This is a genomic window from Cyanobium sp. BA5m-10, from assembly GCF_024346255.1.
GTDB lineage: Bacteria > Cyanobacteriota > Cyanobacteriia > PCC-6307 > Cyanobiaceae > Cyanobium_A > Cyanobium_A usitatum.
On record NZ_JAGQCP010000046.1, the window covers coordinates 1 to 19,814 of the forward strand.

Sequence of the window (19,814 nt, forward strand, 5' to 3'; positions counted from 1 at the left end):
GATAAGGACAATTCCTATTACTTCTCCCTGCTTTATTCGGTTGGGGAGGCCTACAAGTTTGAGATCAAGACGCCTTGGAATCAGCTCAGCGCTGAGCAGCAGGAGGTGCTGCTGCATGGCAGCCAGGAGCCGATCAGCATTCAGGCCGACAGCCGCTATCGCAAGAGCGCCGGCTACGAACGTCCGTTTGAAGGCATCTTGCCAATCCTGGAGCGCCAGTTGCGCGACGCCAGCGGCGAATCTGTGCGCCAAAAGCTGGAGAAGTTTCTCGAGCTGGTGCCCTGCGCCACCTGCCACGGCCTGAGATTACGGCCGGAAGCGCTGGCGGTGCGGGTGGGCCCCTATGCCATCCACGAACTCACGGCGGTGAGCGTGGGCGAAACCCTGCGCCGGATTGAGTCGCTGATGGGGGTGGGCGAGAGCGAGGGTGCTGATCCTTTGCTCAGTCCACGCCAGATCCAGATCGGTGATCTGGTGTTGCGGGAGATCAGGCTGCGCCTGAAGTTTCTGCTGGATGTGGGGCTCGATTATCTGAGCCTGGATCGGCCCGCCATGACCCTCAGCGGTGGCGAAGCCCAGCGGATTCGGTTGGCGACCCAGATCGGCGCGGGCCTCACCGGAGTGCTCTACGTGCTGGATGAGCCGAGCATTGGTTTGCACCAGCGTGACAACGACCGGCTGCTTAATACCCTGCTGAAGTTGCGGGATCTAGGCAACACCTTGATCGTGGTGGAGCACGACGAAGACACGATTCGTGCTGCCGACTACGTGGTGGATATCGGCCCAGGGGCGGGGGTGCACGGCGGCCACATTGTGGCGGAGGGCAGCTTTGAGGATTTGCTGGCCGCAGAGGATTCCCTTACCGGCGCATACCTCAGTGGCCGCCTCTCGATTCCAACTCCAGCTGAGCGGCGCAGTACCGGTAGCCGCCGGCTCACGATGGTGGACTGCGAGCGCAACAACCTGGCCGGCTTCGATGTGGAGATTCCACTGGGGCGGCTGGTGTGCGTCACCGGGGTGAGTGGCAGTGGCAAGAGCACCCTGGTGAATGAGCTGCTGCATCCGGCCCTGGAGCACCAGCTGGGCCTGAAGGTGCCATTTCCACCAGGCTTAGGTGAGCTGCGCGGTATCAAGGCGATCGACAAGGTGATCGTGATTGACCAATCGCCGATTGGTCGTACGCCCCGCTCCAATCCCGCCACCTATACGGGCGCTTTTGACCCGATTCGTCAGGTGTTTGCGGCCACGGTGGAGGCCAAGGCTCGCGGCTATCAGGTGGGTCAGTTCAGTTTCAATGTGAAGGGTGGCCGCTGTGAGGCCTGCAGTGGCCAGGGCGTCAATGTGATTGAGATGAACTTCCTGCCGGATGTATATGTGCAGTGCGATGTATGTAAGGGTGCCCGCTACAACCGCGAAACCTTGCAGGTGACCTACAAGGGTCACACGATTGCTGATGTGCTGGAAATGACGGTGGAGCAGGCCGCCGATGTGTTTTCAGCTATCCCGCAGGCTGCCGATCGGTTGCGCACCTTGGTGGATGTGGGCCTGGGCTACGTGAAGCTCGGCCAGCCGGCGCCCACCCTCTCAGGCGGTGAGGCCCAGCGGGTGAAGCTGGCCACCGAGCTCTCTAAACGGGCCACCGGAAAAACGCTCTATTTGATCGACGAACCCACCACCGGACTCAGCTTCTTTGATGTGCACAAGTTGATGGATGTGATGCAGCGCCTTGTGGATAAGGGCAACTCGATCCTGGTGATCGAGCACAACCTCGATGTGATCCGCTGTGCTGATTGGATCGTGGATCTCGGCCCAGAAGGGGGAGACAAGGGAGGGGAGATCGTGGCGTGTGGCACTCCAGAGGAGGTTGCAGTGCATCCCACCAGTCACACGGGCAGGTATCTCAAGCAGGTGCTGGAGCAGCATCCGCCTGAAGTGGTGGTGGTTTGAGGGGTTTTCATGACTGGAGATACAGATAACCTCTGTTGCGAAACTCTCAGTTGCCTTTGCTTTGATGTACGGTTTATTTGTCTAAACATAAAAGTGATAAATGACTTACATCCTTACTCATTTCTGGCCAGGTGCGACGGAAGAGCAGTATCGGGATGAAGTCGCAGCTGTTCATCCAAAGGGTGGTTTGCCAAAGGGACAGCTCCATCACGCAGCTGGAGCCGTTGATGGTGGTGTGTTGATTGTGGCAATCTGGGACTCCAAGGAGTCATCGGATCGCTTCGTTGCCGACGTGCTGATGGCTCATGTGCCTGAACCTGGTGGTTTCTCCGGTAAACCGGATGAGCGGGCTGCTGAAGCCTTTAATTTTCTTTCTCAATAGTTTGTTCTCTGGGGTAACTCCACCCTGAATCAGGGCAAATCAACGTATGGGGAGCATCGAGAAGCTCCCTTTTTCTTTTTCTCGCTCTGATATTCGCTGAGGGTTTTGTTTTCCAGGGGTGAGTTAGGCCAGGCAGATGTTGACAACGGCCCTGCCCCTGAGGTGGTCCGGGCTTGAGTTAGCGGCTTCTTGTGCAGGGTATGGATCACCCTTTGGTTTACGCATCAGCAGTTGGCTCGATACGTTGGCTTTGGACTATTCAACTATCGGTTGAAGAGCGTTGTCTATTTGTTGATTTGAACAACACCACCATTCCATCGGGCTCCATTGTGTGTTGGGGCCGCTGGATGGCCGGTCTATTTCCGCACCGTATATGTGATCTGCTCTCCTACCTTGAATGAGGGAATAGTGGTGTTTACTACCGTGTCTACCATGGATGTCTCGTCGGCGCTTTCTTTGGTGCGCACTACTACCACTCCCGGTGGCGTGCTGTATGTGTAGATGTTGGTGCTTTTCGATGCTTCGAAGCGGCCAGAGCCTGATGTTTTGATAGGTTTGGGGCCTTTTTTATACCAGGCTTCGGTGAAGGCGAAGCTATTTTTGCCCGTGCTTACTTGGTCAACCCTGCTGTAAGAACCATCGGAGGAGTTGCCACGCCATTTGGATGTCTTTGTGTTTAGCGATGACGTGGGGTCATCCTTGCGCTGGGAGCGGGATAGCTCGTCGCAGCCATAGCTGCCAGCAATTAGTAGCAGTCCAGTGCCGAGGCATAGCAAACGATTTAGCGTGATTGCGATGGCCATGCCCAGCCCAAGTCCAATACCAACCTATGGGCTGCTTTGGTCGCTGCCAACCCCGGCGTAGTGGCTATTGCCGTTGGGCATCCAGTAACTGAGGTCGTTATGCCAGAACAGGCGGCCTGGAAGCTGCTGGGTACTGAGCCTGGTGCTGGCCATCGCCGAGATCAGTTGGCCCATCTCCACTGGCGAAAGATCGGTTTTGATGTCTTCGCCGGCCACTCTCAGCAGTTCTGGTAGCTGGGCCAGGGTGGAGGGCTGGGCTAGTTTGGAAAAAACCTTTGCCAGCACTAGTTTTTGGCGCTCCATCCGGCCTAGATCGCCCATTTCGTCATGGCGGAAGCGCAGGAAGCCCTCCAGTTGCTCACCTTTCAGCACCTGCAATCCTGGATAGAGGTCGATGTATAGGTTCTGGGCATTATCTACGTAGTACATCCGCTTAGGCACATCAACTTTCACGCCGCCAATGGCATCGGCTAGGTGCTCCACAGCGCGCATGTTCACCCGCACATAGCGATCCACTGGAGCATTCAGCAGGCTGGTGAGCTCCTGTTTCAGGGCACCCATGCCGCCAAATGCATAGAGGGCATTGGCTTTTACAACGCCGAATTCGGCCGATTCCACGAAGGTGTCGCGCGGCACCTGGGTGAGCTGGGTGACACCGTCTTTGAGCTGCACCGTGAACATCACATCGGTGTTTTCGCCCACCTTGTCTGTGCCAATCACAAGAACGCGCCGGTTGCCGCCCCCGAATGGATTGATCAGGCTGGTGAGCTGGCTGGGTCCGTGCAACATGGCTGCCCAAACCCCTGAGGCCATTTGCGGCAGGGGCCCAGCAAGTCCATAGCCCAGGCCGATACCCAGTAAGAAGGCCAGAACTGGCGGTTTGCGTTGACGAGGATTTGCGGCAGTTTTCGCTTTGGCGCTATTGCTCGGTGCTGTTTGACGCAGCTCGCGACGGTTGCGCAGGTCGGTGACCACAGCCCCGCGGCTGCTTTCGCGTCGGCTGCGACGCGGGCGGGGCTGGGCCTGGCTCATATCGGCTCCTACTCAGCGCACCTTAAGGGCCGGATCCCTGCTGCACCAGGGGGTGAGCGCCGCTTGTTCAGCTGGAGGCCCGCACCTGGATGTGGGCTGCGGCCATGTCTGCCTTGCGGCGTGCTTCCGCCTCACTACTGCCGCGGGCCAGGGCTACCCCCATGCGCCGCTGGGGCCGGGCGTGTTGCTTGCCGAAAAGCAGCACCTCCGTATCGGCTTCGCTGAGGGCCTGCGCTACGCCGCCGTAGGAGACCTCGGCTCCGTCGCTGTTGGCCAGAATTACCCGGCTGGCAGCGGCTCCCAGGCTTTGGATCAATGGGATCGGCAGGCCCAGCACCGCCCGCAGGTGGAGTTCGAATTCGCTCAGGTTCTGGCCAACCAGCGTCACCAGGCCGGTGTCGTGGGGGCGCGGTGAGAGCTCGGAGAAAATCACCTCAAGCTCACCTGGTTGACCGGAGCTGCTGCCAGGCTTTTTGCACAGGAAAAATTCAACGCCAAACAGGCCGGCGCCGCCCAGGTTGTCGGTGACGCTGCGGGCCATGACCTGGGCTGCCTCTAGAGCGGCGGCTGGCATCTGGGCTGGCTGCCAGCTGCACTGGTAGTCGCCCCGCTCCTGGATGTGGCCGATCGGCGGGCAGAAGAGCGTTGGCCCTTGCCATTGCTTCACGGTGAGCAGGGTGATTTCGAGCTCGAAGTGCAGGAACTCCTCCACGATCACCAGCTCCCCGGCACCTCGGGCACCCGCCATTGCCGCTTCCCAGGCGGCGTCAATCTCTTCGGGGCCCCGCACCACGCTTTGGCCCTTGCCCGAGGAGCTCATCACCGGTTTGACCACCACCGGCCAGCCCAGGCCGGCAGCGGCGCTTGCCAGATCACTGGCGTTGCTGGCGTAGGCAAAGTGGGCGGTGCGCAGCCCCAGCTCAGTGGTTGCCAGGTCGCGGATGCGGTCCCGATTCATGGTCACGGCCGTGGCCCGGGCTGTGGGAATCACGCAGATGCCTTCCGCCTCCAATTCCGCGAGGGCATCAACCGCTAGAGCTTCTATCTCTGGAATCACCAGATCGGGCCGGTGCTGGCGCACCACCGCCTTGAGGGCTTCTGGGTCGGTCATCGCGACCACCTCAGCGACATCAGCCACCTGCATGGCTGGGGCGTTGGCGTAGCGATCCACCGCGATCACCCGGCAGCCGAGGCGCTGGGCTGCGATGGCCACCTCCTTACCCAGCTCACCGCTGCCGAGCAGCATCAAGGTGGCCGGAAGAGTGGCAGGGGTGGGAAAGGTCATGGTGGTCGCCCGGATCGCGGGCAGGACAGCAAGATGGAACCGATCTTCTTGCACACCGGGGCGCGTTGATGGCTTGGTTGTTGGGATTGCCCTTGGGTTTCAGTACGGCTGGGGACGCAGCCAACGGCCTGTTATTTGGCTGGGACATCGCCACCTTGCAGAAATGGGCCCTGATCTACTTAGGCCTTTCCTCCCTGGCTTTTGTGGTGGTGTGGCTGGTGGGCTATCTGCGTCGAAACTGATCAGCTCAGCAACGTCAGCTGCCGCACCGGCGATTCCTCGTTGATGAAGCCATAGGCCTCAAATACGTTTGGATCCGGGTGGGTGATGTGCTGGCCATCGCTGTGGCGCTCCAGCTGAAAGCCCTCGCTGGCCATGCGGCGCATCAGGGCAGCGGCCTCCTCGAAGCGGGCAGCCATGGCGGCCAGGCTGGCGCAGTCGGAGCTGAGGCCGGTTTCCTTCCAGGTGAAGTAAGCCATGGGTGATAAGCGAGGGCAGGGCTTAGGGCAGCAGCATTAAACCCAATCCCACCAGTAGCAGGCTGGCGAGCCAAAAGCGGATTACGACCACTTGTTCGTTGAGCCCACCAAGCTCGAAGTGGTGGTGCAACGGCGCCATCTTGAACAGGCGCCGGCCCTGGCCCGTGGCTGGGTCTTTGGTGGCTTTGAACACCCACACCTGCAGGATCACCGATAGTGATTCCGCCAGGAAGACGCCGCCCATCAGCAGCAGGGGCCAGAGGCTATTGGAGAGCAAGGCGACGGCGCTGAGGGCTGCTCCCATGGCCAGTGAGCCGGTGTCGCCCATGAACACTCGAGCCGGGTGGCGGTTGTGGACGAGAAAGCCCAGCCAGCAGCCAGCCATCGCGGCGCAGAAACCGGCCATAGCCGCATCGCCTTCATGGCCGCGCAGCATCAGCTGCAGCCCCATGCCTGTGAACACCACGGCGCCGCAGCCTGCGGCCAGGCCGTCGAGGCCATCGGTGAGGTTGGTGGCGTTGCTTTCGGCCATAAACACAAACAACCCCAGCGGCCAGATCAGCAAACCGATCGGCAGCACCCAGCCCAGGGGCAGGGCGATGTCGCCGGGGGAGGCCCCACCCAGCCACTGGCCCGCTGCGGCCCAGATCAGAAACAACAGGGCCGCGCCGGCCTGGAGCAGCAATTTGCCCCGGGGCGTGAGGCCCGTGTTGGTGCGGCGGGTGAGGCTGCGCCAGTCATCGATGGCCCCGATCGCCATGTAGGCCAGGGTTACTGCGGCAACAGCAAGCAGGCGGGGATCGCTTGGGCTCAGCAGGCCGCCCACCAGCACCCCCACGGGCACCGCCAGCAGTCCGCCCATGGTGGGTGTACCTGCCTTGCTGAGGTGGCCCTGGGGCCCCTCTGCGCGAATCACCTGGCCGAGCTTGAGCTGCCGCAGTCGCGGCACCCCCCAACCGGTGACTCCAGCGCTGATCAGGCCGGCAACTAGCAGCGGCAAGGTGAGCTGGGGCGCGCCGCTAAGCCAGTCGCACAGCAGACAGGCCAGCAACAACAAACTGCTGAGTAGGGCAGCCGGGGTCGAAACAACCAAGGGAAAGGGACGGCGACCGCCCCAGTTTCCCCTGCGGAACTCAGTCTTCCCAGTCTTCGTCCTGTTGTTCGTCGTCCTTGTTGTAGTCCTCCTTCTCGCCCATCAGGGCGGAAAGCTCCTCCTCTTCCACCGTGCTCACTTCGGTGCTGGCGGTTTCTTCATCCGCCACCAGGCGGCCACTGCTCTCCAGCCAGCTCAGCAGATCGGGCTCATCGCGCAGGGGTAGAACCGGAGCCGGATCGCTGCGCCGGTAGCGGGTCAGCGAGGGATTGATTGTGTCGAGTCGACTGCTGTCACTGGTCGCGAGTGTGCTCATGCGTGCGCCTACCGGTAGCTAGGTCTGGGGCTAGGCCCATACAGACCAATCAGTCACCATAGCTGCAAAGCAAATGCAGCCCTCGAGCCCATGCCCACCAGCAGCCAAAAGGCCAGCCCCCTAGCCGGGGTGCTGAGGGTCTGGGCCCTGGCCCTGGCCATCAGTGCCGCGCTGGCCGCAGCGGGCGAGCGCTGGCCCCAGCCGTTGCCCCTGCAGCAGGGGGTGGTGTGGTTGCTGGTGGGCCTGCCGCCCCTGCTAGTGGGGTTGTGGTTGCTGACCCACTGGTCACTGTCACACCCCGACAGGGGAGAATCGAGCAACTGAACGCATGGAGAGGCGTTGATGGGTCGGGCGAAGAGGGCGGTGCTGGCCTATTCCGGCGGCGTAGACACCAGTGTCTGCATTCCCTACCTGAAGCAGGAGTGGGGCGTGGAGGAGGTGATCACCTTCGCCGCCGACCTAGGCCAGGGCGACGAGCTGGAGCCGATTCGCCAGAAGGCGCTCGATTCAGGGGCCAGCCAGTCGATCGTGGGTGACCTGATCGAGCCCTTCATCACCGAATTCGCCTTCCCAGCTATTCGGGCTAACGCCCTCTATGAAGGCCGCTATCCCCTCTCCACAGCCCTGGCCCGGCCCCTGATCGCCCGGCGACTAGTGGAGATTGCCCGCGAGGTGGGCGCCGATGCGGTGGCCCACGGCTGCACGGGCAAGGGCAACGATCAGGTGCGCTTCGATGTGGCCATCGGCGCCCTCGCCCCCGACCTCAAGGTGCTCACCCCGGCGCGGGAGTGGGGCATGAGCCGCGAGCAAACCATCGCCTACGGCGAGCGCTGTGGCATTCCCTCGCCGGTGAGCAAGAAATCGCCCTATTCGATCGACCTCAACCTGCTGGGCCGCTCGATCGAAGCCGGTCCCCTCGAGGATCCCAACGTGGAGCCGCCCGAGGAGATCTACGCCATGACCGTGTCAGTGGATGCGGCGCCGGATCAGGCCCAGACCGTTGAGATCGGCTTTGAGCAGGGCAACCCGGTGAGCATCGACGGCCTGCGCCTCGATCCGGTGAGCTTGATCCGCCAGGCAAATTCCCTGGCCGGCAGCCACGGCTTCGGCCGCCTCGACATGGTCGAAAACCGGGTGGTAGGTATCAAAAGCCGGGAGATCTACGAAACCCCTGGCCTGCTGCTGTTGATCAAGGCCCACCAGGAGCTGGAGAGCCTCACCCTTGCGGCAGATGTGTTGCGCACCAAGCGCCAGCTTGAGCAGCAGTGGGCGGATCTGGTGTATCAGGGCCTTTGGTATGGCCCGCTCAAGGATGCGCTTGATGGCTTCATGGAGCGCACCCAGCAAACCGTGAACGGCACGGTGCGGCTGAAGTTGCACAAGGGCAATGCCACCGTGGTGGGCCGCAGCAGTGCTAGCCACAGCCTCTATGTGCCCGATATGGCCACCTACGGCGCCGAAGATCAATTCGACCACAAGGCTGCCGAGGGCTTTATCTACGTGTGGGGTCTGCCCACCCGCCTCTGGGCGGCAAATCAGCGCCGGCGCTAGGGCTCCTGGTTCTGGCTGAAGCCGAAGGCATGGAGTAGGGCTTGGCGCAATCGTGGTCTGGCAGGCTCTTGCTGGGGCAGCAGCAGGCTCTGGGCACCCGTATCGCTGCCAGGCTGTAAGTGCAGGAGGTGCTGGCGCAGGTTGTCGTTGTCGTTGATCAGTCGCTGTTGCTGGTCGAGCATCGGCTGCAATCGCTGCCGGAATTTGTCTTCAAAGAGGCCGGGTAGGTCTTCGAGCAGGGCCTGCATGGCCAGAAGCTCTTCCCGAGTTTTGGCAAGTTCCTGTTCCAGCTGGTTTTGGCGCTCTTGCTGCTGATGCCACGAAAAAACCGAAGTTACAGACGGCTGCCACTTCGGTGCTGGTGGTATGGCGTCAGGCTCCATGGGCGGAGATTACGAGTGGGCCCGATTTTTTACAAGCCAGGCCTGTATTAGCTCCGCACCTATCTGGAGTCCCAAAGTCAAACTGAATACTCAGGTCAAACTGGATCCCGGTCAGACGGTGGCTGGTTCCATGGGAGCGGCTTCAGTGCTAGCGCCGGGCAGGGTGCGTGGTGCCGGCATCGGGCCGTCTTGCTTGACGGTGAGATAGCGAATCACATCTTCCGAGAGACGCATGGCCCGCTCTAGCGGACCTACCTGCTGGCCGTCGCCGTTGTGGTTGAGCTGCACATAGATGCCCTCGCGGTGCTTGGCGATCGAATAGGCCAGGCGGCGCTTGCCGCGCATCTGGCAATCCAGCACTTCACCACCGGATTCGGTGACCAGATCGCGGTACTTGGCGACATGGGTTTCGACCTCCTCCTCCGGAATATCCGGACGAAGGATGTACATGGTCTCGTAGTAGGGCTGCGTCATGGTCGCTTCGGGGTTGTCGCCTCAGGAATTGGGGCAGCGGCCAGCGGGCTGATGCCCACCAGCGACGGATCAAACACCTTACAGCTGCATCCGAACGGCTTCCGAGAGGCTGGGAATATCGGCTTCCTTACCCCGCAGGTTTTGCACTACCGCAAACAGCACCAGCACCAAAATGCCGATAAACACTGTGTTGCTGAGGGTTTTGCCGACGAAGTCCAGGGCGCCAAGCTGCAGCACCTGGAAGGCCAGGCTCACCAGTACCACCACTATGTCGATCAGGATCGCCTGCAGCACGTTGAAGCGGATCACGTAGGGCACCTTGCTGTTGCGCACCACCGCGAGGAAGAGCACAAGGAACAGCACCAGCCCGCCAAAGGGCACCGCCTGCTCCAGCAGGGCGATCGGCAGGATCGGCACCCCAAGCCACTGCAGTGCCGGGAACAGGCCGAACAGCCCCCGACCGAAGGAGAAGGCGTCGCTCCAGGGCAACAGGTAGGCCAGGGCCGCCAGCATTCTCTGCCAGATCGGGGGATCCTGCATGGATGGAGAAACTTCCAGGGCCTTCAGGCTAGGGGCCCAGCTGGGCTAGGGCTGCCGCGCGCATCGCTGCCACCGGCACCTGCTCAAGTCCGCTCCAGCGCCGTAGGGAGGCGGCCCCCTGCTGCACCAGCATCTCCAGGCCATCCAGGCCCCGGCAGCCCCGCTGGCTCGCCGCCAGCAGCAGGGTTGTGGGTCTGGGTGTGTAGATCAAGTCGTACACGGTGGAGCCGGGTTGCAGGGCTTCCAGTTCGCCGGGGCTGAGGGGGCAGTGCCGGGCCGCATCCGGATTGCCGGCGGCAGCCATGCCCACGGGCGTGGTGTTGACCACTAGGTCTGCCAGGGCCAGGGCCTCGGCTAGGGCCGCGCTGCCTTCAGCCCATTCCAGCCCCCGCAGTTGGGGCGCCCAGCTGTGGCAGGTGGCCAGCAGGGCTGCGAGTCGATCGCTGCTGCGGCCTGCCATGGCGATCGAGCTGCAGCCCAGTTCCACCAGGGCTGCCACCACAGCCCGGGCACTGCCGCCACAGCCCAGCACCACCGCTCGCCGCCCCTGCCAGTTCTGCTCAGTGCTGCGTAGGGGAGCCAAGAAGCCCTCCACATCAGTGTTTTCCCCCAGCCAGCCCCCCTGCTGGTGCCGCACCAAGGTGTTCACCGCACCAACCCGTTGCGCCAGGGGCGAGAGGCTGCGGCAGAGGCCAGCCACGGCCTGCTTGTGGGGCAGGGTCACGTTGAGGCCGCGGCAGTCAATGGCCTCCAGCCCTTGCACCACCACCGCCAGCTGGTCTGCCCTGGTGGGCATGGCCAAGTACACCCAGTTGAGCCCCAGCTCCGCCAGGGCTGCGTTGTGCATTGCCGGCGATAGGGAGTGGCGCACCGGATCCCCTAGAACCCCAGCAAGGGCAGTGCTTCCGGAGATCGGCTGGGGCATGGAGGTGGGCTGGCTGGCTGGACCTGTTCGGGAACCACCCCTCGCCTGGGATGGCCCCAGCTGCTGAAGATGCTCCCAGTCAGTCCACTCACCGTAAGGAGTTAGTAACCCATGGGCAAGGTCGTTGGCATTGATTTAGGCACCACAAACAGCTGTGTCGCCGTTATGGAGGGCGGCAAGCCCACCGTGATTGCCAACGCTGAAGGGTTTCGCACCACACCCTCTGTGGTGGCATACACCAAAAACCAGGATCAGCTGGTGGGCCAAATCGCCAAGCGTCAGGCGGTGATGAACCCGGAGAACACCTTCTATTCGGTGAAGCGCTTCATCGGACGTCGCGTTGATGAAGTCAACGAAGAATCGAAGGAAGTGAGCTATGGCGTTGAAAAGGCCGGCGCCAATGTGAAGGTGAAGTGCCCCGTTCTCAATAAGCAGTTTGCCCCCGAGGAGGTGAGCGCCCAAGTGTTGCGCAAGCTCGCCGAAGATGCTGGCAAGTATCTTGGAGAGACGGTGACCCAAGCAGTGATCACCGTTCCCGCCTATTTCAACGACTCCCAGCGCCAAGCCACCAAGGACGCCGGCAAGATCGCTGGCCTTGAGGTGCTGCGCATCATCAACGAGCCGACTGCGGCAGCCCTCGCCTACGGCCTCGATCGCAAGAGCAATGAGCGCATCTTGGTGTTCGACCTGGGCGGCGGCACCTTCGACGTCTCCGTGCTCGAGGTGGGCGACGGTGTGTTCGAGGTGCTCTCCACTTCCGGTGACACCCACCTGGGCGGTGATGACTTTGACAAGGTGATCGTTGATTACCTGGCCGCCAGCTTCAAAGCCAATGAGGGCATTGATCTGCGCCAGGACAAGCAGGCCCTGCAGCGTCTCACTGAAGCGGCAGAGAAGGCCAAAATTGAGCTTTCAAGCGCTTCCCAAAGCGAAATCAACCTGCCGTTCATTACGGCCACCCCGGAGGGTCCTAAGCACCTCGATCTCACCCTCACCCGGGCCAAGTTTGAGGAGTTGGCCTCGAAGCTGATCGACCGTTGCCGCGTGCCGGTGGAGCAGGCCCTTAAGGACGCCAAGCTCTCCTCTGCTGAACTCGATGAAATCGTGATGGTGGGCGGCTCCACCCGCATTCCGGCGGTGCTTGAGCTGGTCAAGCGCGTTACCGGCAAGGACCCCAACCAAACCGTTAACCCAGATGAAGTGGTGGCCGTTGGTGCCGCGATTCAGGGCGGTGTGTTGGCCGGTGAGGTCAAGGACATCCTTTTGTTGGACGTCACCCCCCTGTCTCTAGGCGTTGAAACCCTTGGCGGCGTGATGACCAAGATGATCACCCGCAACACCACCATCCCCACCAAGAAGACCGAGGTGTATTCCACGGCGGTGGATGGTCAGACCAACGTGGAGATCCACGTGCTCCAAGGTGAGCGCGAGATGGCCAGCGACAATAAGTCGCTCGGCACCTTCCGCCTCGACGGCATTCCTCCTTCACCCCGCGGCGTGCCCCAGATCGAGGTCACCTTCGATATCGATGCCAATGGCATCCTCAGCGTCACCGCTAAGGACAAGGGCAGCGGCAAGGAGCAGAGCATCTCGATCACCGGAGCCTCCACCCTCAGCGACAACGAGGTGGACAAGATGGTTAAGGATGCCGAGAGCAACGCTGCTACCGACAAGGAGAAGCGCGAAAAGATCGACCTGAAGAACCAGGCCGAAACCCTCGTTTATCAGTCGGAGAAGCAGCTCGGCGAGCTCGGCGACAAGGTGGGCGCTGAGGACAAGGCCAAGGTGGAATCCTCCTCTGCCAAGCTTAAGGAGGCGATCGCTAAGGAAGACTTCGACACCATGAAGTCTGAGCTCGAGACCCTGCAGCAGGCCCTGTATGCCGCTGGTGCCGCCGTGTACCAGCAGGCTGCAGGAGCTGAGGCCGGCGCCGCCGCCCCTGGTGGCAATGGTGCTGGTGCCGATGCGGCTAGCTCTGCCTCCAGCGACGACGTGATCGATGCGGAATTCACCGAGAGCAAGTGATCAGAATCACTGAGCGCCTTTAGGTGATCTTTATTTAGCCCTCCGTAAGGGGGGCTTTGCTGGACTCAGGGGCCTGGCTGGTTTGTCAGCCTTGCTCCAGCTGGTCGGCCACCCATTCTGCTGTCGCCGGTGCCAGCAGCACGCCATTGCGGTAGTGGCCGCTGGCCAGCACCAGGCCCGGCTCCAGTTGCTCGAGCAGGGGCGCAGGGCGGCCGATCGGATGGGGCCTGTGGCCTTGCCACTGGCGTACCACGGTGGCCTGTTGCAGCCACTCTGGCGCGGCACCACCCAGCTGTTGCAGGTTGGCGAGGGCGGCCGGATCGGCTTGATCGCCAGGCTCCAGGGTGGCCCCAAGCCATAGCCTGCCGCTGGCACGGGGCACCAGGTTGAGCCCCTGCCACACCACTGCCCCAGGCCAGGAGAGTGCCCCAGGCCAGGGTCTGGCGCTACTCCAGTTTGTGGGGAGTGGAAACTCCAGTTCCAGGGCCTGGCCTAACACCGGCTCCATGGGCACCTGGTGGCCTATGTCCGCCAGCAGAGCGGCACTGGCCACCCCGGCGCTCAGCGCCAAAGCATCCACCTTCAGAAGCTCGCCGCTGCGAGTGTGCACGCTCCAGCTACCGGGGCGTTGCTCTAGGCGCTCAACCCGATCGCAGCAGGTCTGCAGACCCAGCCGCAGGCCATCGGCTAGCAGGGCTGCGAGGGCGGGCCCGGGATCCAGCTGCCCGTCGGCCGGGGAGTAGAGCCCGCCCAGGGCTCCGATCGGCAGGGCTGGTGCCAGGGCGTCAAGCCGGGGCTGGTCCCAGAGCTCCAAGGCAAATCCCTGCTGCCGCCGGCTTGCCACCAACTGGCGCTGGCGCTCCAGTTCCTCAGGCGTGCTGGCCAGCAGCAGCAAGCCGGGCCGCCAGGGCAGCTCCCAGCCCTGGCCCTTCAACTCCTTACGCCATTGGCCCCAGAGCTCCAGGCTGCGTTGACGCAACCGCCAGGCTCGGCCGCTGTTGCGGTGAAACACCTGGGCCATGAGCACCCCCAGGGCCGCCTCGCTGCCTGAGCTGGGGTCGCGCTGGCCGTCCAGGCCAGGATCAATCAGCAAAACTCGGTGGCCACGCTGCAGCAGTAGCCAGGCGCAGGCCCGGCCCACTAAGCCGGCGCCGATTACAGCTATCGAAAGGCGCCTAACGGCTGATCCGACGGGATGGGTCTGCTTAATCAGATCTGCTTGAGGTCTTCTTGCACTTGGGTGGGCAACACCTGGGCATAGAGACCAAAACCGCTCGCCACTTTGATGTAACCCTTGCGCAGCTTGTCGCCGTCTTGAAGGCGGGCCGCCTCATCAAGCTGGGCTAGGGCCGTTTTCAGGGCGGTGGCAAGCTTCTCGGCCTCGGGGCGGTCGGCGGGCAGCAGCCTTTGGTTGATGTAGCTCATTTCCCGGCCCACTTCCTGCATGGGGCCGTGGATCAAATTGGCGGTGAATACCCAGTTGCGATCATTTACGAGGGCGGCTAACTCGGGCAGGCGGTTGCGGGCTGCCAAGAAGCCCTCGGCTTGGCGCTCGATCAGGGCCATGTCCTCTGGGCTGATGGTCGGCGGCTTCTTGCCCTGGCTGCCGTCACAGGCGCTCAGGCCGAGGCAGAGCACGGTGGCAAGGCAGAGCACCACTAAACGGCGCAGCTGCTGGCTGAAAGCAGTGAAAACCGCAGGAATACGCGCAGAAGCCATCAGCAGGTACCAACACCTTTTCGTGGGGGTGAGTTTATCGGGGCGGGCTGGCTCTTCCGGCCTGTCTGTTGCCCCTCGCAACCTGGCCCTAAATGCCGCCGAGGTGCTACGTCTGAACTGACGTTGACCATGGCCATGACTACCGCCACTGCCATCCTGCAGATGATCTGCCCGGATAAACCCGGACTGGTGCGGGAATTGTCTGGCTGGGTGGCGGCTAACGGCGGCAACATCGTGCACGCCGACCACCACAGCGATCAAGGCGCCGGCTTGTTTTTGAGCCGGATCGAGTGGCAGCTTGAGGGTTTCGGGCTGCCGCGCGAGGCGATCTGTCCCACGGCCAGCGCCCTGGCGGAGCGCCTGGGTGGCCAATACACGGTGAACTTCTCAGATGTGCGCCCGCCGGTGGCGATCTTCGTGAGCAAGCAGGACCACTGCCTGCTGGATTTGCTGTGGCGCACGCGCACGGGGGAGTTGCCCATGCAGGTGCCGCTGGTGATCTCCAACCATCCCGACCTTGGCGCCCTTGCCGAGGAATTTGGGGCCCGCTTTGCCCATGTGCCCATCTCAGCCGCCAACCGGGAGGAGGCTGAAGCACGGCACTTGGAGCTGCTTGCCGAGCACGGCATCGAGCTAGTGATCCTGGCCAAGTACATGCAGGTGCTGACGCCGGCATTTTTGGAGAGCTTTGATCCACCGGATGCTTTCCATCGAGTGATCAACATCCACCACTCTTTCCTGCCTGCTTTCCAGGGCGCTCAGCCCTATCACCGGGCCTGGGAGCGGGGCGTGAAGCTGATCGGTGCCACCGGTCACTACGTGACCGAGCAGCTGGATGGGGGGCCGATCATTGCCCAATCCACCGTGCCCGTGGGCCACCGCGATGAGGTCCCAGACCTGATCCGCCTCGGCCGCGACTGCGAACGCCTGGCCCTAGCCCGGGCCGTGCGCCTGCACCTCAAGCGCCAGGTGATGGTTTACCGGGGGCGGACGGCGGTTTTTGCTTGAGGTTCAGGCAGCTTCGCTGAGCGCATCAAGCCTGTGTTTGGCGAGAGTTGCCGCAGGCAGCGGTCCCTCCAGGTGCGCCCAGGGCAGCACCCGCTCGCTGTTCCAGGTGGCGTGGATTACTTCCTCCCAGGCTGGTGGGCTCTCGGGGCCTGAGGTTTGCTCCCGCACCGCCCGATATGCCTGCTTCCAGCCCCCCAGGCTCTCGTGTTTGCCGCGGGCGGCGGCGATCACCGGTGCTAGGCGCCGGTCGCTGCGCGACAGCAGGGCCTGGATCACGCTCCAGCCATAGCTTTCGGGGCGCAGCTCGATGCCCTTGGGCTTGAGCCGCTTGGCCAGCAGCTTGAGTCGCTTCTCGGCTTCGGGCCGCACCCCTTGCCACTGGAACGGGGTGTGGGCCTTGGGCACGAAGCTGCTCACTCCCAGGGTGAGCCTCAGGCCGGGAGTGGCTTTTTTCAGAGCTAGCAGCAGCTCGGCGGTGGCTTCCACATCGGTTTCTTCTTCCGTAGGCAGGCCCACCATTCCGTAGAGCTTCAGGCCCGTGAGCCCGCCCTCCTTGGCGTAGCGGGCGGCTGCGTAAATCTCTTCGGTGGCGAGTTTCTTGTTCACCACCTGGCGCATGCGCTCGCTGCCGCTCTCGATGGCGATCGTGAGCGATTTGCTGCCCCGTTTGGCCAGAATTCGGCCCAGCTCGGCGGTCACGGTGGCGGCCCGCACCGAGCTGACGCTCACCCGCGTGCCTTCAAAGCGGTCCTGGTCGAGCCAGGCCAGCAGGTCGGCGAATTGGGGGTGCTGGGTTACTGAGGCCCCCAGCAATCCCAGGCGTTGGGTGGCGACCAAACCCTTCTCTACCGCTGGGATCAGGCCGTCTTCCAGGCTGGGGGTGCGAAACGGCAGGGTGAGGTAGCTGGCCAGACAGAAGCGGCACAGCTCCGGACAGCTGCGCGCCACCTCCACCATGTGGATCGAGGGCCAGGCCGCCTCCGGGGTGATCACAGCCGAGTGGCTCAAGGTGTTGCCGCGCCAGGTCTGCTTGGCCACCGTGGCCGGGATACCCGCTTCTGTTGGCTCCACCGCGAGCAGATCGCCCTCGGGGCTGTATCGGGGGGCATAGAGGCTGGGTACATACACGCCCGGCACGTGGGCTAGCTGGCGTAGCCGCTCGGGCCGGGGTGCACCGCGGCCTGCCTGCAGGGCATCGATGAAGGCTGGCAGCAACAGTTCGCCATCGCCCAGCAACACCACATCAAAAAATGGTGCCAGCGGCTCGGGGTTGGCGGTGAGCACCGGCCCACCGCCGAAAACGATCGGATCGTCTTCGCCGCGCTCGGCCGCCCAGATCGGGATGCGCTGCTGCTCCAGCAGATCCAGCAGCACCGGCCCATCCAGCTCCCAGCTCAGCGACAGGCCAAACAGGTCGCAGTGGCGGTGCGCTGGATCGCCCTGGTCGGTGAATAGGCGGCGTACATCCACATCGGCCCGTTGGGCCAGGGTGGCCCACACCACCTGGTACCCCAGGCTGGTGATGCCCACCGTGTAGGTGCTGGGAAAGGCCAGCACCGCACGCAGGGCACCGGCCTCAGCTGGGGCGGGTTCGAACAGCAGGATTTCCTGGTTCAGATGAGACGACGGCTGTAGGCATCCAGCGTCTCACCACGGCAGGCAATACTTACTTACCGGCTAGGGCGGAAAGGGGGCCAAGCAGGCCACTGATTGCGGTGTTGGCATCGGCAGCTGATGGAGTGCCCTTGCTGAAGGTGCCGCTTAAGCCTTGGGCAGCGCTTTCGATGGAGGTCCACTTATCCCCGGCCAGGGGCTTGACCACTGGTGCGGCCTTCTCCCAGATGGCCTGGAAGCCGCCCATGGAGGCTGCGGCACCGGCTAGATCGCCGGAGGCCACCTTGCTTTTGCCCTGCTTGAGCAGGTCGAGCACCGGGGTCACGGCCGGCCCTAGGGCCGTCTGGGCGGCACCCGTGGCAGCGGAGGTGGCGGCGTCCTTGGCGCTCTGGGTGACCTGGTTACAGCCAGTGAGGCTTAGGCCACCCGCGAGGGCTAGGGCGATGCCGCCGGCGAGCAGAGAAATGCGACGCATGGAGATGCCATTCAGCAAGCCTCTGGACCCTAGGGACGTCAGTTGGGCCAGCTGATTCCTTCGGTTTATTGTAAGGATTGATACCAAACTGCGCCAGGTTGTGCAGTGGACGCAGCCCTATTCCCTCACGCCCCCGCCAGCACCTTCGCCTCGTCCTCGGCGCTAAGCACTCGGCCGCTGTCTTCAAAGCCTTCGATCTGGTCGAAGTTGAGGTAGCGGTAGAGCTCAGCGCCGTAGGGATCGATCTTTTCGGCGGCGACTTTCAGGTATTCGTTTCTGGAGGGAATGCGGCCCAGCTGGGCGCACACTGCCGCTAGTTCGGCGCTGCCCAGGTACACCTGGGCTCCGTTGCCGAGGCGGTTGTTGAAGTTGCGGGTGCTGGTGGAAAACACCGTGGTGTTGTCGTCGACGCGGGCTTGGTTGCCCATGCACAACGAGCAGCCCGGCATCTCCATGCGGGAGCCGGCCGCTTCGAAGGTGGCGTAGTAGCCCTCCTGCTTCAGCGTCTCCTCGTCCATGCGGGTTGGGGGGCACACCCAGAGGCGGGCGGAGTTCTGCCCCTGGCCTTCGAGCACGTTGGCCGCGGCGCGGTAGTGGCCGATGTTGGTCATGCAGCTGCCGATAAACACCTCATCGATCGGTGCGCCGGCCACCTCGCTCAGGGTTTTGACGTTGTCTGGGTCGTTGGGGCAGGCCAGGATCGGCTCCGTGATTTGGTTGAGATCGATCTCGATTACGGCGGCGTAATCCGCATCGGCATCGGCCTCCAGCAGCTCCGGGTTGGCCAGCCAGGCCTCCATCGCCTTGATGCGGCGGGCCAGGGTGCGGGCATCGCCGTAGCCGCGGGCGATCATGTTTTTCAGAAGTGCCACGTTGCTGCTTAGGTATTCGCTCACCGTTTCGGCGCTGAGCTTGATTGTGCTGCCGGCACAAGAGCGTTCGGCAGTGGCGTCCGTGAGTTCAAAGGCCTGCTCAAGCTTGAGATCGGGCAGCCCTTCAATCTCCATGATTCGGCCGTTGAATACGTTTTTTTTGCCTTCTTTAGCCACCGTGAGCAGGCCCTGCTGGATCGCTACATAGGGAATCGCATTCACTACATCTCGGAGGGTCACGCCTGGCTGCAGGGAGCCTGAAAATTTCACCAGCACCGATTCGGGCATGTCGAGCGGCATGGCGCCGATGGCGGCAGCGAAGGCCACCAGGCCCGAGCCGGCCGGGAAGGAGATGCCGAGCGGGAAACGGGTGTGGCTGTCGCCGCCGGTGCCCACCGTGTCTGGCAGGAGCATGCGGTTGAGCCAGCTGTGGATGATCCCATCGCCGGGGCGCAGGGCCACGCCGCCGCGCGACGCCATGAAATCGGGCAGTTCGGCGTGGGTTTTCAGATCCACCGGCTTGGGATAGGCGGCGGTGTGGCAGAAGCTCTGCATCACCAGATCGGCGGAAAATCCCAGGCAGGCCAGCTCCTTCATCTCGTCGCGGGTCATGGGCCCGGTGGTGTCCTGGGAGCCCACGGTGGTCATCAGCGGCTCGCAGCTGCTGCCGGGGCGCACGCCCGCCAGGCCGCAGGCCTTGCCCACCATCTTCTGGGCCAGGGTGTAGCCCTTGCCGGTGTCTGCCGGGGCCACCGGGCGGATGAACAGCTCGCTGGCGGCCAGCCCCAGCTGGGCGCGCAACTTATCGGTGAGCGAGCGGCCAATCAACAGGGGGATGCGGCCGCCGGCGCGCACCTCATCGGTGATCGTGCTGGGCTTTAGCTCGAAGCG

22 protein-coding genes are annotated in these 19,814 nt (G+C 63.0%); 7 read left to right on the forward strand and 15 right to left on the reverse strand.

Annotation, left to right across the window (positions count from 1 at the left end; all coding sequences use genetic code 11):
• Both uvrA and KBY85_RS12855 read left to right on the forward strand, forming a co-directional pair.
• A partial coding sequence (uvrA, locus tag KBY85_RS12850) for an excinuclease ABC subunit UvrA (RefSeq protein WP_254961874.1) occupies positions 1 to 1,947 on the forward strand: 1,947 nt, incomplete at its 5' end.
• Positions 1,948 to 2,047: 100 nt separating this feature from the next.
• On the forward strand, positions 2,048 to 2,329 hold the full coding sequence (locus tag KBY85_RS12855; protein WP_254961875.1) for a hypothetical protein: 282 nt from the start codon (positions 2,048 to 2,050) through the stop codon (positions 2,327 to 2,329).
• Positions 2,330 to 2,685: 356 nt separating this feature from the next.
• Here KBY85_RS12855 and KBY85_RS12860 read toward each other — a convergent pair whose 3' ends face one another.
• From KBY85_RS12860 to purT, 3 genes are all read right to left on the reverse strand, one after another.
• A complete protein-coding gene (locus tag KBY85_RS12860; RefSeq protein ID WP_254961876.1) occupies positions 2,686 to 3,132 on the reverse strand; it encodes a hypothetical protein in 447 nt (148 codons plus the stop codon).
• Between the two features lie 24 nt (positions 3,133 to 3,156).
• Positions 3,157 to 4,164: an LCP family protein gene (locus KBY85_RS12865; RefSeq protein ID WP_254961877.1), complete on the reverse strand. Its 1,008-nt coding sequence runs from the start codon at positions 4,162 to 4,164 to the stop codon at positions 3,157 to 3,159.
• Positions 4,165 to 4,231: 67 nt separating this feature from the next.
• A complete protein-coding gene (gene purT, locus KBY85_RS12870) occupies positions 4,232 to 5,449 on the reverse strand; it encodes a formate-dependent phosphoribosylglycinamide formyltransferase (protein WP_254961878.1) in 1,218 nt (405 codons plus the stop codon).
• Between the two features lie 68 nt (positions 5,450 to 5,517).
• Here purT and KBY85_RS12875 point away from each other — a divergent pair, with 68 nt between their 5' ends.
• Positions 5,518 to 5,691 (forward strand): cytochrome B6, encoded by a 174-nt coding sequence (locus tag KBY85_RS12875; protein WP_193486212.1) that lies wholly within the window; start codon positions 5,518 to 5,520, stop codon positions 5,689 to 5,691.
• On the opposite strand, the gene KBY85_RS12880 is transcribed toward KBY85_RS12875, so the two are convergent.
• Genes KBY85_RS12880 through KBY85_RS12890 form a run of 3 tightly spaced genes read right to left on the reverse strand, consistent with a single transcriptional unit; the run spans position 5,692 to position 7,337 of the window.
• The gene (locus tag KBY85_RS12880; protein ID WP_254942684.1) at positions 5,692 to 5,928 is read right to left on the reverse strand and encodes a hypothetical protein; all 237 of its coding nucleotides are present in this window, start codon (positions 5,926 to 5,928) and stop codon (positions 5,692 to 5,694) included.
• A 22-nt stretch (positions 5,929 to 5,950) separates the two neighbouring features.
• Positions 5,951 to 7,021, reverse strand: a complete 1,071-nt coding sequence (gene mraY, locus KBY85_RS12885) for a phospho-N-acetylmuramoyl-pentapeptide-transferase (protein ID WP_396121870.1) — start codon at positions 7,019 to 7,021, stop codon at positions 5,951 to 5,953.
• A 40-nt stretch (positions 7,022 to 7,061) separates the two neighbouring features.
• Entirely contained in the window at positions 7,062 to 7,337 is a 276-nt protein-coding gene (locus KBY85_RS12890) for a DUF3134 family protein (protein ID WP_106502587.1), read from the reverse strand.
• Positions 7,338 to 7,427: 90 nt separating this feature from the next.
• On the opposite strand from KBY85_RS12890, the gene KBY85_RS12895 reads away from it, so the two are divergent.
• A complete protein-coding gene (locus KBY85_RS12895) occupies positions 7,428 to 7,661 on the forward strand; it encodes a hypothetical protein (RefSeq protein ID WP_254961879.1) in 234 nt (77 codons plus the stop codon).
• An 18-nt stretch (positions 7,662 to 7,679) separates the two neighbouring features.
• On the forward strand, positions 7,680 to 8,888 hold the full coding sequence (locus KBY85_RS12900) for an argininosuccinate synthase (RefSeq protein ID WP_254961880.1): 1,209 nt from the start codon (positions 7,680 to 7,682) through the stop codon (positions 8,886 to 8,888).
• Here KBY85_RS12900 and KBY85_RS12905 read toward each other — a convergent pair.
• The 4 genes from KBY85_RS12905 to KBY85_RS12920 form a co-directional block, all read right to left on the reverse strand.
• Positions 8,885 to 9,271 (reverse strand): hypothetical protein, encoded by a 387-nt coding sequence (locus KBY85_RS12905; RefSeq protein WP_254961881.1) that lies wholly within the window; start codon positions 9,269 to 9,271, stop codon positions 8,885 to 8,887. The genes KBY85_RS12900 and KBY85_RS12905 overlap by 4 nt on opposite strands.
• Before the next feature lie 111 nt (positions 9,272 to 9,382).
• Complete coding sequence (gene rpsF, locus KBY85_RS12910) at positions 9,383 to 9,745, reverse strand: 30S ribosomal protein S6 (RefSeq protein WP_106502591.1); 363 nt, start codon at positions 9,743 to 9,745, stop codon at positions 9,383 to 9,385.
• Between the two features lie 78 nt (positions 9,746 to 9,823).
• Positions 9,824 to 10,303 carry a Tic20 family protein gene (locus tag KBY85_RS12915; RefSeq protein ID WP_254961889.1) on the reverse strand — a complete coding sequence of 160 codons (480 nt, stop codon included), beginning with the start codon at positions 10,301 to 10,303 and terminating at the stop codon, positions 9,824 to 9,826.
• 10 nt (positions 10,304 to 10,313) lie between these two features.
• Positions 10,314 to 11,210, reverse strand: coding sequence for a shikimate dehydrogenase (locus KBY85_RS12920; RefSeq protein ID WP_254961882.1), 897 nt, complete (start codon positions 11,208 to 11,210; stop codon positions 10,314 to 10,316).
• Between the two features lie 111 nt (positions 11,211 to 11,321).
• Between KBY85_RS12920 and dnaK the strand changes: the two genes are divergently transcribed.
• A complete protein-coding gene (gene dnaK / locus KBY85_RS12925) occupies positions 11,322 to 13,235 on the forward strand; it encodes a molecular chaperone DnaK (RefSeq protein ID WP_254961883.1) in 1,914 nt (637 codons plus the stop codon).
• A gap of 85 nt (positions 13,236 to 13,320) precedes the next feature.
• Here the strand turns inward: dnaK and KBY85_RS12930 are convergent, their stop codons facing one another.
• Both KBY85_RS12930 and psbQ read right to left on the reverse strand, forming a co-directional pair.
• Positions 13,321 to 14,448 carry an FAD-binding oxidoreductase gene (locus KBY85_RS12930; protein WP_261359643.1) on the reverse strand — a complete coding sequence of 376 codons (1,128 nt, stop codon included), beginning with the start codon at positions 14,446 to 14,448 and terminating at the stop codon, positions 13,321 to 13,323.
• Complete coding sequence (gene psbQ, locus KBY85_RS12935; RefSeq protein ID WP_254961884.1) at positions 14,445 to 14,954, reverse strand: photosystem II protein PsbQ; 510 nt, start codon at positions 14,952 to 14,954, stop codon at positions 14,445 to 14,447. Before psbQ ends, KBY85_RS12930 begins: the two co-directional genes overlap by 4 nt.
• 135 nt (positions 14,955 to 15,089) lie before the next feature.
• Here psbQ and purU point away from each other — a divergent pair, with 135 nt between their 5' ends.
• Positions 15,090 to 15,962, forward strand: a complete 873-nt coding sequence (gene purU / locus KBY85_RS12940; protein ID WP_254961891.1) for a formyltetrahydrofolate deformylase — start codon at positions 15,090 to 15,092, stop codon at positions 15,960 to 15,962.
• Between the two features lie 3 nt (positions 15,963 to 15,965).
• On the opposite strand, the gene KBY85_RS12945 is transcribed toward purU, so the two are convergent.
• From KBY85_RS12945 to KBY85_RS12955, 3 genes are all read right to left on the reverse strand, one after another.
• A complete protein-coding gene (locus KBY85_RS12945) occupies positions 15,966 to 17,519 on the reverse strand; it encodes a radical SAM protein (RefSeq protein ID WP_254961885.1) in 1,554 nt (517 codons plus the stop codon).
• Between the two features lie 109 nt (positions 17,520 to 17,628).
• Positions 17,629 to 18,051: a hypothetical protein gene (locus tag KBY85_RS12950; RefSeq protein WP_254961886.1), complete on the reverse strand. Its 423-nt coding sequence runs from the start codon at positions 18,049 to 18,051 to the stop codon at positions 17,629 to 17,631.
• 125 nt (positions 18,052 to 18,176) lie between these two features.
• Positions 18,177 to 19,814 (reverse strand): bifunctional aconitate hydratase 2/2-methylisocitrate dehydratase (locus tag KBY85_RS12955; protein ID WP_254961887.1); only part of this gene is annotated, 1,638 nt, incomplete at its 5' end.

Coding starts and splice junctions, on each gene's coding strand:
- purU (WP_254961891.1), top strand. CDS start 15,090: ATGACTACCGCCACTGCCATCCTGCAGATGATCTGCCCGGATAAACCC.
- KBY85_RS12855 (WP_254961875.1), top strand. CDS start 2,048: ATGACTTACATCCTTACTCATTTCTGGCCAGGTGCGACGGAAGAGCAG.
- KBY85_RS12900 (WP_254961880.1), top strand. CDS start 7,680: ATGGGTCGGGCGAAGAGGGCGGTGCTGGCCTATTCCGGCGGCGTAGAC.
- dnaK (WP_254961883.1), top strand. CDS start 11,322: ATGGGCAAGGTCGTTGGCATTGATTTAGGCACCACAAACAGCTGTGTC.
- KBY85_RS12865 (WP_254961877.1), bottom strand. CDS start 4,164: ATGAGCCAGGCCCAGCCCCGCCCGCGTCGCAGCCGACGCGAAAGCAGC.
- KBY85_RS12860 (WP_254961876.1), bottom strand. CDS start 3,132: ATGGCCATCGCAATCACGCTAAATCGTTTGCTATGCCTCGGCACTGGA.
- rpsF (WP_106502591.1), bottom strand. CDS start 9,745: ATGACGCAGCCCTACTACGAGACCATGTACATCCTTCGTCCGGATATT.
- purT (WP_254961878.1), bottom strand. CDS start 5,449: ATGACCTTTCCCACCCCTGCCACTCTTCCGGCCACCTTGATGCTGCTC.
- psbQ (WP_254961884.1), bottom strand. CDS start 14,954: ATGGCTTCTGCGCGTATTCCTGCGGTTTTCACTGCTTTCAGCCAGCAG.
- KBY85_RS12950 (WP_254961886.1), bottom strand. CDS start 18,051: ATGCGTCGCATTTCTCTGCTCGCCGGCGGCATCGCCCTAGCCCTCGCG.
- KBY85_RS12920 (WP_254961882.1), bottom strand. CDS start 11,210: ATGCCCCAGCCGATCTCCGGAAGCACTGCCCTTGCTGGGGTTCTAGGG.
- KBY85_RS12895 (WP_254961879.1), top strand. CDS start 7,428: ATGCCCACCAGCAGCCAAAAGGCCAGCCCCCTAGCCGGGGTGCTGAGG.
- KBY85_RS12890 (WP_106502587.1), bottom strand. CDS start 7,337: ATGAGCACACTCGCGACCAGTGACAGCAGTCGACTCGACACAATCAAT.
- KBY85_RS12905 (WP_254961881.1), bottom strand. CDS start 9,271: ATGGAGCCTGACGCCATACCACCAGCACCGAAGTGGCAGCCGTCTGTA.
- KBY85_RS12880 (WP_254942684.1), bottom strand. CDS start 5,928: ATGGCTTACTTCACCTGGAAGGAAACCGGCCTCAGCTCCGACTGCGCC.
- KBY85_RS12875 (WP_193486212.1), top strand. CDS start 5,518: ATGGCTTGGTTGTTGGGATTGCCCTTGGGTTTCAGTACGGCTGGGGAC.